This window comes from Leisingera sp. ANG49 (genome assembly GCF_059694505.1).
The window spans coordinates 457,296-470,313 of record NZ_JCATZN010000004.1; the positions used below are offsets into that span (position 1 = coordinate 457,296).

A 13,018-nucleotide genomic window follows, 5' to 3' on the forward strand; every position below is an offset into this window, starting at 1 on the left:
TCGGCCCGTCACGCTTAATTCAGGAGGCTTCAGCGATGGCCCAGTTGATGAAAGGCGTCTATTTGACCCGGCATGGCGGGCCGGAAGCGCTCGAATGGCGTGAAGATATTCCTGTTCCGGTCCCTGGACCGGGGCAGGTGCTGGTCAAGGTCCTGGCGGCAGGCGTTAATAACACGGACATCAACACCCGGATCGGCTGGTATTCGTCAGATGTGACGGGTGCCACGGATGCCGTGTGCGATGACACAGACGTAGAAGCCGGCGGCTGGGGCGGCGCCTTGAGCTTTCCCCGGATACAGGGCGGAGACCTGTGCGGTGTGGTGGTTCAGACCGGCCCGGACGCCGGTGCTATCCGCGTGGGGCAGCGGGTCACCAGTCAGATCAATATCCCGAGACTGCAGCCGGACAATCCGGCGGCCTTTGTCGCGCTGGGTTCCGAACTTGACGGCGCATTCGCGCAATTTTGCCTGACTGACGCGGCAGAGCTGTTCGACGTAAGCGCCTCCCCCCTGTCGGACACCGAGATTGCGGCTATGCCTTGCGCATATGGAACCGCCTGGAACATGCTGCACCGTGCCGGTGTCTCTGCCGGCCAGCGGGTGCTGGTGACCGGCGCATCCGGCGGGGTTGGGCTGGCCGCGGTGCAGCTAGCATCCCATCTTGGCGCACATGTCACTGGCCAGACATCGCCCGCCAAGTCGGAAGCGGTGACCGCTATGGGGGCAAGCGGCATTATCAGCCGCGAGGAAGCGCCGGAACCAATTTGTTTTGACGCGGTCATCGACGTGGTTGGCGGCCCGGCCTGGCCCGCGCTCATACAGGCTTTGCGGCCTGGCGGGCATTACGCGGTCTCCGGCGCAATTGCCGGCCCGATTGTCACGGCAGACCTGCGCGAAATCTACCTGCGCGACATTACCATTCACGGCTGCACCTTCTCGCCCCGTTCCGTTTTTGCCGAACTGGTTGAGCTGATCAATTCCGGCGCAATCCGTCCTCTGATCTCGGCAACCTATCCCCTGCAGGAAATCGCTCGGGCGCAGGAAGATTTCAAGAGCAAGGCGTTTCCAGGCAAACTGGTCCTGATTCCCCCGCAGGAGGCGCCATGACAGATATCGTCCTCCTTGATGGATCGATCGGGCAAGAGGTCGTCAAACGGTCCGGGGACCGGGCAACGCCGCTATGGTCAACTTCCGTGATGATCGAAAATCCGGACGTCGTCGGCCGCATTCACGCCGACTACTTCTCTGCGGGCGCCACAGTTGCCACCATGAACACCTATGCGGTTCTGCGCGACCGTTTGGCCCGCGCCGGGATAGAAGAGCATTTCGAGGCGCTGCTGGACCAGGCTGCCGCACAGGCTACCGCAGCGCGGGATGCGCATGGCTCGGGCCGTGTTGCTGCTGCGCTTGGCCCGCTGATTGCCTCTTACCGTCCGGACATCTGCCCGCCGCATGAGGAGGCCGCACCTGTTTATGCGGAGCTTGTTCAGCTGCTCGAGCCGCAGGCAGATCTGTTCCTGATAGAAACCGTGTCTTCGGTCGAACATGCCAGGGGTGCGCTGCGCGGCTGTGTCGGCACAGACAAGCCCGTGTGGCTGGCGGCTTCCGTCTCCGATGATGACGGCACGCTGCTCCGTTCCGGCGAACCGCTGGCAGACCTCGCGCCGCTGGTTGAGGAATTTCAGCCGAACGCGGTGCTGCTCAACTGCTCTAGGCCCGAGGTCATCGGCAGCGGCCTAGAGATCGTCAAGGCGTTCGACAAGCCTTTCGGGGCCTATGCCAACGGTTTCACCCGGATCTCGGAGGGCTTCCTGAAGGACGCGCCCACCGTGGACGCCCTGGAGCAGCGTCAGGATCTGGGGCCCAAGGCCTACACGGAATTTGTTTTGGGCTGGGTTGCCCAAGGCGCCGCCATCGTCGGCGGCTGCTGCGAAGTCGGCCCGGACCATATTGCCGAACTGGCCCGGCAGCTGCGCGCGGCCGGGCACCACATCGTCTGACCAGGGGAGGGGATCAGCATGGCAGTTCCGGAAAAACTCAAAGCTGCGGACCCGGCCCGGGTCTGGAACATCGACATCATCGTCACTGAAGGTTTTGTCCTGATCGAGATGTCGGCGATCCTGGAGGTGTTGCGGATCGCCAACCGCGTGCTGGCCCAGCCACCGTTCAAATGGACCGTTCGTTCACTGCAGGGAGGGCGGGTCGGCTGCCGTGCGGGTCTCAGCCTGGATACCGAACCTTTTGCCGTCAAACCGGACGCGGATTTTGCCTTTTTCCTTGGCAACTCCGACCCTGATCATCCGGGCCTCAGCCTAGGCCGGGTGATTTCCAGCTACACTTGCCGCGGCATTAAGGTCTACCTGCTGGCAGAAGCCGCGGCCCGCTATATCCGCGACCAGGGCGGGGCTTCCGGGCGGCTGACGACCCACTGGGAAAACTCTGCCCTGCTGCGTGAACGCATGGGGCTGAACGACTCCAGCCACGCGCTGGCCAGCGAGGACGGGCTGGTGGTGACCTGTGCCGGCATGGGCTCCACTGTTGATATCGCGCTGGCGTTGGTCGGACGGCTCACCTCTGCCGCGGCGCAGATGACCGTGGCCAATATTATGCTGCATGAGCAGGTGCGCGATTTTTCCTCGCTGCAGCCATTTGCCGGCGCCAAGCCGACCATCACCGGTGACAGTGAACTGGACCACTGCATCCGCATCATGCAGGACAATATTGAAGAACCGGTGCCGATCGGTGAAATCGTTGATGAACTTGGCATTTCCACCCGCTCGCTGGAGCGCAAGTTCAAGACCTTCCTCGGCACCACCCCTAACGGCTTCTACCGGGAAATGCGCCTTTCCAAGGCCAACAATCTCTTGCTCAACACCACCATGAGTGTGCGGGAAATTGGTCTTGCCTGCGGCTTTCCGAACGGTTTTTCCAGTCTTTACAAGAGCTTCTTCGGCATCACTCCCTTTGCCCTGCGCAAACGGCGGCGGCTGGGCGAGGACGGATCGGAAAAAATTGTGAAGGCCGGAGAATAGCCCCGGGAGTCTGACGCTTTTGATGCATTTTGCGCCGCCTGCTCGTGATAATTTGGCGCAAACTCTCATTCAGGAGCGATGACATGAGCGATCTTCCCAACAAGGCCCGTGTGGTGATTATCGGCGGTGGCGTGATCGGCTGCTCGGTGGCCTATCACCTGACCAAGCTCGGCTGGAAGGATGTTGTGCTGCTGGAGCGCAAGCAGCTGACCTCCGGCACCACCTGGCACGCCGCGGGTCTGATCGCCCAGTTGCGTGCCACTGCCAACATGACCAAACTGGCGAAATACAGCCAGGAACTCTACGGCTCGCTGGAGGAGGAAACCGGTGTCGCCACCGGCTTCAAGCGTTGCGGCTCGATCACCGTGGCCCTGACAGAAGAGCGCAAGGAAGAGATCTTCCGCCAGGCCGCCATGGCACGCGCCTTCGGTGTCGAGGTTGAGGAAATCTCCCCCGAGGAAGTCAAAGCCCGCTACGAGCACCTGAACGTGGGCGACGTGACCGCCGGCGTGTGGCTGCCGAAGGACGGGCAGGGCGACCCGGCCAACATCGCGCTGGCCCTGGCCAAGGGCGCCCGCCAGCGCGGCGCACTGGTTAAGGAGCGGATCAAGGTCACGGGCATCTCCAAGGAAGGCCGGCGTGTCACCGGCGTTGACTGGGTCAGCGACGACGGCCGGTCCCAGGGCCACATCGAAGCTGACATGGTGGTGAACTGTGCCGGCATGTGGGGCCATGAGGTCGGCCGTATGGCAGGCGTCAACGTGCCGCTTCACGCCTGCGAGCACTTCTACATCGTGACCGAAGGCATCGAAGGCCTGACCCAGATGCCGGTGCTGCGGGTGCCGGACGAATGCGCGTACTACAAAGAAGACGCCGGAAAGATCTTGCTGGGCGCCTTTGAGCCCAACGCCAAACCCTGGGCGATGAACGGTATCCCCGACAGCTTCGAATTCGACCAGCTGCCCGAAGATTTCGACCACTTCGAGCCGATCCTGGAAGCGGCCTGCAACCGTATGCCGATGCTGGCTGAGGCGGGAATCCACACCTTCTTCAACGGTCCCGAGTCCTTTACCCCGGATGACGCCTATCACTTGGGTCTGGCGCCGGAAATGGACAACTTCTGGGTCGCAGCAGGCTTTAACTCGATCGGCATCCAATCGGCCGGCGGCGCAGGCATGGCGCTGGCGCAGTGGATGGAAGACGGCCAGAAACCGTTCGACCTCGGCGACGTGGACATCAGCCGGATGCACCCTTTCCAGGGCAATAAGCACTATCTTTTCGAGCGCTCGAAGGAAACCCTGGGCCTGCTTTACGCGGACCACTTCCCCTATCGCCAGAAGGCCACCGCGCGCGGCGTGCGCCGTACCCCGTTCCATCACCACCTGAAGGAACAGGGCGCAGTATTCGGTGAACTCGGCGGCTGGGAGCGCGCCAACTGGTTTGCCAATGAGGGCCAGGAACGCGAATACCAGTACAGCTGGAAGCGCCAGAACTGGTTTGAGAACTCGGCAGCTGAACACAGGGCGGTACGCGAAAACGTCGGCATGTACGACATGTCCTCCTTCGGCAAGATCCGCGTCGAAGGCCCGGATGCCGAGAAGTTCCTGAACTACATCTGCGGTGCCAACGTCTCGGTGCCCGCCGGCAAGATCGTCTACACCCAGTTCCTGAACGCCCGCGGCGGGATCGAGGCGGATGTGACCGTCACCCGCCTGTCTGAGACCGCCTATCTGGTGGTGACCCCGGCGATCACCCGTCTCGCCGACCAGACCTGGATGATGCGCCATGTCGGCGACCAACGCGTGGTGATCACTGACGTGACCGCTGGCGAGGGCGTGCTGGCGGTGATGGGCCCGAACTCTCGAGAATTGCTGCAGAAGGTGTCGCCGAACGACTTCTCCAACGACGCCAACCCCTTCGGAACCGCGCAGGAGATCGAGCTGGGCATGGGCCTCGCCCGTGTGCATCGGGTGACTTACGTGGGTGAACTTGGCTGGGAAATCTATGTCGGTGCTGACATGGCAGGCCATGCATTCGAAACCCTGTGGGAAGCGGGCCAGGACATGTGGCTCAAGCTCTGCGGCATGCACATGATGGACAGCTGCCGGATCGAGAAGGGTTTCCGCCACTTCGGCCATGACATCACCTGCGAGGACAATGTGATCGACGCGGGCCTCGGCTTTGCGGTTGCCACCGGCAAGGCCGAATTCATCGGCAAGTCCGCGGTGCTGGAACGCAAGGAAACCGGCCCCAAGAACCGCATGGTTCAGTTCAAGCTGACCGAGCCGGAGCCGCTGCTGTTCCACAATGAGCCGATCATCCGCGATGGCAAATACGTGGGCTACCTCAGCTCCGGCAACTACGGCCACACGCTGGGCGCCGCCATCGGCATGGGCTACGTGCCCAGCGAGGGCGAAAGCGTTGCAGATGTGCTGGGTTCCACCTACGAAATCGACGTTTGCGGCGTGAAGGTGAAAGCCGAGGCTTCGCTGAAGCCGATGTATGATCCGAAATCGGAGCGGGTGAAGGCCTAAACACCTCTCCAGTGCATTCACCAGCCCGTATCACGCCCCGGCTGTACCGCCGGGGCGTTTTTTATAGCTGTCTCCGCGCGGGCGGTTTCGGGTTCGGCTGCAACGTTTGCCCCGGTTTCGAGGTTCAGCCGCCCACCGCCTCTTGACCCCGCCGGAAATCCCTTGGAGAAATCCATAAAAAGCCTTGTATGGCAGGGGTAAACAGGTAGGTTGCTTGTCCCGGCCACTGACAGGGGCCTGACGAAGAGGATTTGGGACATGAAGATCAGCATCGAACGCGGCACGCTTCTCAAGGCCGTGGCCCAGGCGCAGTCTGTGGTCGAGCGCCGCAACACCATTCCGATCCTGGCGAATGTGCTGATCGAAGCGGAGGGCGACAGCGCCCAGTTCCGCGCCACCGATCTGGATATCGAGGTGGTTGACAAGGCCCCCGCTCAGGTGGAGCGCGCGGGTGCCACCACCGTAGCCGCCACCACCCTGCACGAGATTGTCCGCAAGCTGCCCGACGGCGCGCTGGTCACCCTGAGCGCTGATGCCGCAACCGGCCGCCTGACCGTTGAAGCCGGCCGCTCCAACTTCTCGCTGGCGACCCTGCCGCGCGAGGATTTTCCGGTGATGGCCTCGTCGGAGTATCACTCCAACTTTGCCGCCAAGGCTGCGGTGCTGCGCCGTCTGTTCGATAAATCGAAATTCGCAATCTCCACCGAGGAGACTCGCTATTACCTGAACGGTGTCTACCTGCACGTCTCCGCGGGCGCAGAGGGTGGCAAGGCATTGCGCGCCGTGGCCACCGACGGTCACCGCCTGGCCCGCATCGATGCAGAGCTGCCGCTGGGTGCCGAGGATATGCCGGGCGTGATTGTGCCGCGCAAGACCGTGGGCGAGCTGCGCAAGCTGCTTGACGACGATGACATGGACATTGCGGTCTCGGTCTCGGAAACCAAGGTGCGCTTTGCCACCCCGAACATCACTCTGACGTCGAAAGTAATCGACGGAACCTTCCCCGACTACACCCGCGTCATCCCGGCCGGCAACACCCGCCGACTGGAAGTGGATGCAGCCGAATTCGCACAGGCGGTTGACCGGGTTGCCACCGTTTCCTCCGAACGCTCCCGCGCGGTGAAGCTGCAGCTGGAAGAGGACCGCTTGATCCTTTCGGTGAACGCGCCCGACAGCGGCGCCGCCGAGGAAGAGCTGGCAGTCGCCTACAATGACGAGCGGCTGGAGATCGGCTTCAACGCCAAGTACCTCTTGGAGATCGCCAACCAGGTGGACCGCGAGAACGCTGTGTTCATGTTCAACTCCTCCGGTGATCCGACCCTGATGCGCGAAGGCAACGACGAAAGCGCCGTTTACGTCGTGATGCCGATGCGGGTCTGACGCGCCTGACGGCTCTACCTCCCCTCTCGGCGGCAAAGCCGCCAGCCGGGCAGCGGGACGCGAGTATATTTGAAAAGATGAATAGGGAGCGCGCCGCGTGCTGGCCCTGACTGCCTTGACCCTGTCCCATTTCCGCTCGCATTTGCGGGCGGAATTGCGTTTGGACGGGCGTCCGGTGGCTATCTATGGCAACAACGGCGCGGGCAAGACCAACATCCTGGAAGCGGTGTCGCTTTTCTCCCCCGGCCGCGGCCTGCGCCGGGCCAGCGCAGCGGAGATGGCGCGCCAGCCGGAGATGCTGGGCTGGAAGCTGAAGGGCGAGCTGCGGACGCCTTCACAGACCTATGAGGTGGAAACCTGTTCCGAAGGCGGCAATGCGCGGCAGGTGAAGATCGACAACAAATCCGCGAGTCAGATTGCCTTGGGGCAGGTGGCCCGGGTGGTCTGGCTGATCCCGGCAATGGATAGGCTGTGGATAGAGGCAGCGGAGGGGCGGCGGCGGTTTCTGGACCGCATCGCGCTCAGCTTTGAACCCGCCCATGCCGAGGCCTCGCTGGCCTATGACAAAGCGATGCGCGAGCGCAACCGGCTGCTGAAGGAACAGATCCGCGACGCTGCCTGGTACAAGGTGCTGGAAGACCGGATGGCCTCCGCCGGGCACCGGATTCATGCCGCGCGGGTGCAGGCGGTGGAACTGCTGCAATTGGCGCAGGCCGGGGCGGAAACCGCCTTTCCCGCTGCCGAACTGGAATTGATGCAGTCGGAGGGCAGCATGCCGTCCTCGGAGGCTGATTTCAAAGAGGCGCTGGAAGAAAGCCGTTTCCGGGATCTGGCGGCGGGCCGCACCTTAGTGGGGCCGCACCGCACGGATCTGATTGGCACTTACCGGGCCAAGGGCATCCCGGCCAGGGATTGCTCCACGGGCGAGCAGAAAGCGTTGCTGGTGTCGCTGATCCTGGCCAATGCGCGGGCGTTGGCCGAGCGCGAGGGCGCGCCGCCGATCCTGCTGCTGGATGAGGTCGCAGCGCATTTGGATGCCACCCGCCGCGCCGCTCTGTATGATGAGATTTGCGCCTTGGGAACCCAGGCCTGGATGACGGGCACCGGCCCTGAGCTGTTTGCGGAGCTGGGCGGCCGGGCGCAGGTGATGGAAGTGTCGGAAGCCGATGGCGTGTCGGAGGTTTCCCAGAAATGACCGTGACGCCTTGGGATCTGGCGCTCTACGCCGGCGCCTTGCTGATCCTGTTCCTGACCCCCGGCCCGGTCTGGCTGGCGCTGATGGCGCGCTCGGTTTCCGGCGGGTTCCCAGCGGCCTGGCCGCTGGCGGTTGGCGTCGCCTGCGGCGACATCTTCTGGCCGCTGATCGCAGTGGCGGGCATGTCCTGGGTGGTCTCGGAATTCGAGGGCATCATGACAGTGCTGCGCTGGGTTGCCTGCGCGATGTTCCTGGGTATGGGATACCTGCTGATCCGCCATGCCGGCGATGCGGTGGAGGAAAACCGCGCCCTGACCCGTCCCGGCATCTGGGCCGGTTTCATGGCCGGTATCGCGGTGATCCTTGGAAACCCCAAGGCAATCCTGTTCTACATGGGCGTGCTGCCCGGGTTTTTTGACCTGTCGGGCATCTCCTGGAGCGACATTGCCGCGATTGTCACCCTGTCCTTCCTGGTGCCGCTTTTGGGCAACCTGGCTCTGGCGGGGATGGTGCACCGCGTGCGCCGTGCGGTGACCTCCACCCGGATCCGGCGGCGGATCAATCTGGTCTCCGGCGGGCTGCTGATCTGCGTCGGGCTGGTGATCCCGTTCACCTAAGGGACGGGCTGCAACCAAGCCCGCAGATAGGGCTCAAGCGCCCTGGCCGGCGGCGTTTCATCATCGTGCTCCATGCAGAACCACACGCCCAGGACGTGATTTAGAAAGGCCTGAATGCCTTCGGCCAGCAGTTCCGGCGGCTGATCGTGGCGGATCCGGCCTGCCGCCTGCAGAAGCTGCAGCCAGCGGGTCAGCAGGGCAACCTGGCGGAGGAAGCCTGCGGTGATCACTTCGTCCGGTTCTGCCGCCGTGGTGCCGGAGTAGCGCAGCAGCAAATCGAAAATCACGCGGTTCTGGCCGACGTAGTCCAGATGCGGCGCCAGCCGGGCGGTCAGCTCAGCTGCATCCCGGGGGGCGCCAAACGCCTCCATCCCGTCCAGCAGGCGCATGACCTCATCCCCGATCAGAACGGCGAGCAGCCCGTCCTTGTCCTTGAAATGCGAAAACAGGGTGCCCTTGGCCACACCGGCGCGGGCGACCACATCCTCCACCCGCAATCCGCTGTAGCCCTGCTCCTGTACAATAGCCTTTGCCACCTCCAGCAGATTTGCCCTGGTTTCCAGCCGCCGTTTCTGCGGTGCACGTGTCATGTCTCAGCCTCACGACCTCATTATTGACCGCGGTCATTTTTGTAATTGACCGCGGTCATTTTTTGATTCAATAAAGTGACCACGGTCAACTTAGCTAATGGAGAGCGAGATGTCTGCCCGGAAAATCCTGCTTCTGAACGGCCACCCCGGCCAAACCTCCCTGTCGAAATCCCTGTGCGCCGCATATCAGGCCGCGGCGGAGGGAAACGGCCATCTGGTGCGCTGCCATGACATTTCACAGATGCAATTCGACATGGACTATGGGCAAGGCGGGTATAAAAACCCGAAACCCTTGGAGCCGGACCTGGCGGCTTTTCTGGAGGATTTGGAGTGGGCAGAGCATGTGGTAATGGCCTCTCCGCTGTGGTGGGGCGCTATCCCTGCCAAGCTGAAGGCGGTATTTGACAGGGCTTTGCTGCCAGGGCGGGCCTTTGACACCCGCAACGTCAACTTCGCGGGGTTCCCGGCCCCGATGCTGACCGGCAAGACTGCCCGGGTGCTGCTGACCTCGGATACTCCCGCGCTGCTGTTGCGGCTGTTCTACGGCAATGCTGTCAAGAAGTTCATCAGCCGCCAGATCCTTGGGTTTGTCGGCATAAAACCCACGCGGTTCAGCACTTTCGCGCCAGCTACGGACGCGCCGGAGGCCAAGGTCAAAACCTGGCTGGCGGCAGCTGGGGGATTGGGGGCCAAGGGAGCCTGATTCTGCCAAGAAAAAAGGGGGCTTGCGCGTGACAATCCCGGTCAGGTTTCGTATAAAATCCCGAAGCTAAGACAGGAAGATGTGAATGTCCGGAAACGAGCAGGCCCCCGCAGAATATGGCGCGGATTCCATCAAAGTTCTCAAAGGGTTGGAGGCGGTCCGAAAACGCCCCGGCATGTATATCGGGGACACGGATGACGGCTCGGGCCTGCATCACATGGTGTACGAGGTCGTGGACAACGGCATCGACGAGGCCCTGGCGGGCCACGCCGACCACGTGACGGTCAAGATTCACGCCGATTCCAGCGTCTCTGTCAGTGACAACGGCCGCGGCATCCCGGTGGATATCCACGCCGAGGAAGGCGTGTCGGCGGCCGAGGTCATCATGACCCAGCTGCACGCGGGCGGCAAGTTTGACAGCAACTCCTATAAGGTGTCGGGCGGCCTGCACGGCGTGGGCGTGTCGGTGGTGAATGCGCTGTCTGACTGGCTGGAGCTGCGCATCTGGCGCAACGGCAAGGAACACGTGGCACGGTTTGAACGCGGCGATACGGTCAAGCATCTGGAAGTCGTCGGCGATTGCGGTGACCAGACCGGTACCGAAGTCCGGTTCATGGCGTCGACCGACACGTTCTCCAATCTGGAGTATTCTTTCGAGACGCTGGAAAAGCGCCTGCGTGAGCTCGCCTTCCTGAACTCAGGCGTGCGGATTATTCTGGAGGATGAGCGCCCGGCAGAGAAACTCTCGGCGGAGCTGTTCTACGAGGGCGGGGTCAAGGAATTCGTCAAATACCTCGACAGGCACAAGACCCCCGTGATGGAGGCTCCGGTCTACATCGTGGGGGAAAAGGACGACATCGGCGTCGAGATCGCCATGTGGTGGAACGACAGCTACCACGAGACAGTGCTGCCCTTCACCAACAACATCCCGCAGCGTGATGGCGGCACCCATGTGGCGGGCTTCCGTGGCGCGCTGACCCGGACCATCAATAACTACGCGCAGACGTCGGGGATCGCCAAGAAAGAGAAGGTCTCTTTCACCGGTGATGATGCCCGCGAAGGGCTGACGTGTGTTCTATCGGTCAAGGTGCCGGACCCGAAGTTCTCCAGCCAGACCAAGGACAAACTGGTCTCCTCCGAGGTGCGCCCGGTGGTGGAGAGTCTGATGGGTGAAAAACTGGCCGAATGGTTCGAGGAAAATCCGAACGAAGCCAAGCAGATCGTCGGTAAGATCGTCGAGGCCGCCTTGGCCCGCGAGGCTGCGCGTAAAGCGCGCGAACTGACCCGCCGCAAGACCGCGATGGACGTGAACTACCTGGCGGGCAAGCTTAAGGACTGCTCCGAGAAGGACCCGTCGAAGACCGAAGTCTTCTTGGTCGAGGGTGACTCGGCCGGCGGCTCCGCCCAAACGGGACGGGACCGGATGACCCAGGCGATCCTGCCCCTGCGCGGCAAGATCCTGAACGTGGAGCGCGCGCGCTTTGACCGGATGCTTTCGAGCCAGGAGATCGGCAACCTGGTGATGGCGCTCGGCACCGGTATCGGCCGCGATGAGTTCAACATCGACAAGCTGCGCTACCACAAGATCGTCATCATGACCGACGCGGACGTCGACGGCGCCCACATCCGCACCCTGCTACTCACCTTCTTCTACCGGCAGATGCCGGAGCTGATCGAGGGCGGCTACCTCTATATCGCGCAGCCGCCGCTCTATAAGGTCGCGCGCGGCAAGTCCGAGGTCTACCTCAAGGACCAGGCGGCGCTGGACGACTACCTGATCAACCAGGGCGTCGACGGCGCGGTGCTGAAACTGGGTGACGGCTCCGAAATGGCCGGCGCCGACCTCACCCGCGTGGTGGACGAGGCACGCCAGCTCAAACGCGTGCTGGATGCCTTCCCGACCCACTACCCGCGTCACATCCTGGAGCAGGCAGCCGTGGCCGGCGCCTTTGTGCCCGGCGCGGTGGATTCCGACCTGCAGGGCGTGGCCGATCAGGTTGCCGCCCGCCTGGATGCCATCGCGCTGGAGTATGAGCGCGGCTGGCAGGGCCGGATTACTCAGGACCACGGCATCCGCCTGGCCCGTATCCTGCGCGGGGTTGAGGAGGTCCGTACCCTGGACGGCCCGATGCTGCGCTCCGGCGAGGCCCGCAAGACCGGCAGCTTCACCCAGAGCCTGCAGGAAGTCTACGGCACCACCGCCCAGCTGGTCCGCCGCGACCGCAGCCAGATCATTCACGGGCCGCTGGGGCAGCTCAAGGCGATCCTGGAGGAGGGCGAAAAGGGCCTTACCCTGCAGCGCTACAAGGGCTTGGGTGAAATGAACCCGGACCAGCTGTGGGAAACCACATTGGACCCGGATGCCCGCACCCTGCTGCAGGTACGTATCGACGATATGGTCGAAGCGGATGATCTGTTCACCAAGCTGATGGGAGATGTTGTGGAGCCGCGCCGGGAGTTCATTCAAAAGAACGCCCTCAGCGTGGAGAACCTGGATTTCTAAGGTTTTTGTAGGATCGCCCAAAAGCGTGTTTTTGACCCATACTTTTGCGTAAGTTGCCCATAGTTTTGGTTCTCGCACACGCTAGGGGGGAAGTGGATGCTGAAGGCTTCGAAAATCTCCTGCTTGAGTTGTAGCTGGGTTTCTTGCTCTGCTGGCTTTTTTGTGACTTCTGTTCCGGCTGCTGTACTCGCCATGAACGCGCTGAACTGTGGGTTGCTGTCTAAGGAAGGTTCTGGGCGCATTGAAGGCTCTGGAGGGCCTCCAGGAAGCCCTGTGCGGTTAAGATGGAACTTCCCCTGCGCACCCACGATTGTTTGTTGTCTTCTAAGAGGACCAGGCGGTCTTCGGTTGCTACGCAAACCCTCGCAAGCGCGGCAGGAATCATAGCGGCGAAGCAAAAGCAGAGTACGAAGAAGCCTCCGCCGGAAGTGTATGACATCTACAAGCCAGTGCCACTGCATTCAG

Annotated in this window: 10 protein-coding genes; 9 read left to right on the forward strand and 1 reads right to left on the reverse strand. The window is 62.5% G+C overall.

The window, feature by feature from the left end; translation table 11 throughout:
* Positions 1-35: 35 nt before the first annotated feature.
* From AC58NV_RS16080 to AC58NV_RS16110, 7 genes are all read left to right on the forward strand, one after another.
* Complete coding sequence (locus AC58NV_RS16080) at positions 36-1,106, forward strand: alcohol dehydrogenase family protein (protein ID WP_497228013.1); 1,071 nt, start codon at positions 36-38, stop codon at positions 1,104-1,106.
* Entirely contained in the window at positions 1,103-1,999 is an 897-nt protein-coding gene (locus AC58NV_RS16085; RefSeq protein WP_497228014.1) for a homocysteine S-methyltransferase family protein, read from the forward strand. Before AC58NV_RS16080 ends, AC58NV_RS16085 begins: the two co-directional genes overlap by 4 nt.
* 18 nt (positions 2,000-2,017) lie before the next feature.
* Positions 2,018-3,031 (forward strand): GlxA family transcriptional regulator, encoded by a 1,014-nt coding sequence (locus tag AC58NV_RS16090; protein WP_497228015.1) that lies wholly within the window; start codon positions 2,018-2,020, stop codon positions 3,029-3,031.
* Positions 3,032-3,114: 83 nt separating this feature from the next.
* Positions 3,115-5,565, forward strand: coding sequence for a GcvT family protein (locus tag AC58NV_RS16095; protein WP_497228016.1), 2,451 nt, complete (start codon positions 3,115-3,117; stop codon positions 5,563-5,565).
* 258 nt (positions 5,566-5,823) lie between these two features.
* A complete protein-coding gene (gene dnaN / locus AC58NV_RS16100; RefSeq protein ID WP_497228017.1) occupies positions 5,824-6,945 on the forward strand; it encodes a DNA polymerase III subunit beta in 1,122 nt (373 codons plus the stop codon).
* Between the two features lie 97 nt (positions 6,946-7,042).
* Positions 7,043-8,140 carry a DNA replication/repair protein RecF gene (recF, locus tag AC58NV_RS16105; RefSeq protein ID WP_497228018.1) on the forward strand — a complete coding sequence of 366 codons (1,098 nt, stop codon included), beginning with the start codon at positions 7,043-7,045 and terminating at the stop codon, positions 8,138-8,140.
* Positions 8,137-8,757 (forward strand): LysE family translocator, encoded by a 621-nt coding sequence (locus AC58NV_RS16110; protein WP_497228019.1) that lies wholly within the window; start codon positions 8,137-8,139, stop codon positions 8,755-8,757. The genes recF and AC58NV_RS16110 overlap by 4 nt, the downstream gene beginning before the upstream one ends.
* Here the strand turns inward: AC58NV_RS16110 and AC58NV_RS16115 are convergent.
* The gene (locus AC58NV_RS16115) at positions 8,754-9,347 is read right to left on the reverse strand and encodes a TetR/AcrR family transcriptional regulator (RefSeq protein WP_497228020.1); all 594 of its coding nucleotides are present in this window, start codon (positions 9,345-9,347) and stop codon (positions 8,754-8,756) included. The two genes, AC58NV_RS16110 and AC58NV_RS16115, sit on opposite strands and share 4 nt — an antisense overlap.
* Positions 9,348-9,456: 109 nt before the next feature.
* Between AC58NV_RS16115 and AC58NV_RS16120 the strand changes: the two genes are divergently transcribed.
* Complete coding sequence (locus AC58NV_RS16120) at positions 9,457-10,050, forward strand: NAD(P)H-dependent oxidoreductase (RefSeq protein WP_497228021.1); 594 nt, start codon at positions 9,457-9,459, stop codon at positions 10,048-10,050.
* An 85-nt stretch (positions 10,051-10,135) separates the two neighbouring features.
* Complete coding sequence (gene gyrB / locus AC58NV_RS16125) at positions 10,136-12,553, forward strand: DNA topoisomerase (ATP-hydrolyzing) subunit B (RefSeq protein ID WP_497228022.1); 2,418 nt, start codon at positions 10,136-10,138, stop codon at positions 12,551-12,553.
* The last annotated feature ends 465 nt before the right edge of the window (positions 12,554-13,018 follow it).

Excerpts from the sequence above, each read along its gene's own strand:
- AC58NV_RS16080 (WP_497228013.1), top strand. The coding sequence starts at position 36 with ATGGCCCAGTTGATGAAAGGCGTCTATTTGACCCGGCATGGCGGGCCG.
- AC58NV_RS16085 (WP_497228014.1), top strand. The coding sequence starts at position 1,103 with ATGACAGATATCGTCCTCCTTGATGGATCGATCGGGCAAGAGGTCGTC.
- AC58NV_RS16090 (WP_497228015.1), top strand. The coding sequence starts at position 2,018 with ATGGCAGTTCCGGAAAAACTCAAAGCTGCGGACCCGGCCCGGGTCTGG.
- AC58NV_RS16095 (WP_497228016.1), top strand. The coding sequence starts at position 3,115 with ATGAGCGATCTTCCCAACAAGGCCCGTGTGGTGATTATCGGCGGTGGC.
- dnaN (WP_497228017.1), top strand. The coding sequence starts at position 5,824 with ATGAAGATCAGCATCGAACGCGGCACGCTTCTCAAGGCCGTGGCCCAG.
- AC58NV_RS16110 (WP_497228019.1), top strand. The coding sequence starts at position 8,137 with ATGACCGTGACGCCTTGGGATCTGGCGCTCTACGCCGGCGCCTTGCTG.
- AC58NV_RS16115 (WP_497228020.1), bottom strand. The coding sequence starts at position 9,347 with ATGACACGTGCACCGCAGAAACGGCGGCTGGAAACCAGGGCAAATCTG.
- AC58NV_RS16120 (WP_497228021.1), top strand. The coding sequence starts at position 9,457 with ATGTCTGCCCGGAAAATCCTGCTTCTGAACGGCCACCCCGGCCAAACC.
- gyrB (WP_497228022.1), top strand. The coding sequence starts at position 10,136 with ATGTCCGGAAACGAGCAGGCCCCCGCAGAATATGGCGCGGATTCCATC.